Source organism: Corynebacterium sp. CCUG 69979 (assembly GCF_024454095.1).
Taxonomy (GTDB): Bacteria; Actinomycetota; Actinomycetes; order Mycobacteriales; family Mycobacteriaceae; genus Corynebacterium; species Corynebacterium genitalium.
In genome coordinates this window covers 1-1,063 of record NZ_JAGPZA010000044.1, presented here as the reverse complement: position 1 = coordinate 1,063, position 1,063 = coordinate 1, and the positions used below count along the sequence as shown (strand labels likewise).

At 59.3% G+C, this 1,063-nt stretch carries 1 pseudogene; it reads left to right on the top strand.

The features are described 5' to 3' along the window. Positions 1 to 860 (top strand): annotated as a pseudogene (locus KBX18_RS11730) (hypothetical protein); the annotation flags it as partial. Positions 861 to 1,063 lie beyond the last annotated feature (203 nt).

Below are 1,063 nucleotides of genomic sequence, written 5' to 3'. Positions count from 1 at the left end.
TTACGCAGCCGGCGCAGGGTGGGGGTCAGCGTTCTGTTGCTCCGGGTGCGAATCCGTTTGGCGGCCCAGCCCAACCCACCCAGGCCACCCAACCCCCGCAGGCTGCGCAACCGATGGCGCAGGCTGCCCAGACCCAGCCTGCACAACCGGGCGCTCATTCGGCTGGGCAGTCATCGGTGCCGTCGAGTGGTGCTGGTGGCAACAAGGGCGGTAAGGGTCCGTTGATTGTTGCTGGTGCGTTGGGCGCTGTGGCGCTGTTGGGTATCGGTGGCTGGGCAGTCACCCGTGGCGGGGATAATACTGACGGTTCGAACGAAGCGTCGTCGACAGCACCATCTGTCAGCGAGTCCGAGACACCGGGATATGAGTCCGCGGCTTCATCGGCCGCGAGAACCTCACCGACAAGCACAACCTCTTCGTCGGCTTCACCCGGTTCCAAGTTCGTGCCCATTGGAGAGATCACTGGGGACGATTCATTCCTGCCCGAGCAGTTCCGCAATTCCTTGAGTCCGTGCGACACGGAAGAACATGAAGCTGACGGCATTGTCTACAACAAGTGGATCGAAGATACATCCGTGAAGTACTACCGTTGCTCGCAGGAGGGCAACAACTTTGGCATCTCCTTCTTCAAGGACGTGAACGCCGACCAGGCTTTCGAGGTGGTAGAGAAATTGCCGCCGGAAAATGGCTCAGAGCTTTCCGGAGGCAACCCGAAGGTGCGCACGGCGACCGACACGGCCAACAGTCCGGTCCGCGACGTTGTGATCTACTACCCGAACGAAAAGCTTTTGATCTCGAGTCTTGTACGTGAGGATGACGAGGGTGCCCGCCGATGGGCTACTGACAACGGATTCATGTAGCTAAGCCGGGCCACGCGAACATTGGGCTCCAGCGATCCACCTTGAACTGCCTTTTCTTCAGCTTGGTCGTCGAACACGGTGCTTTCTGGTTAGACTTGTCGCTGTCTTTGTTGTGAGGGAGGAATCGGCGTGGCCGCTTCGTGGAATTTGGCGATTGATTTTGGTACTTCGAACTCTGCTGCGGCTCATACGAGTCCGGCGGG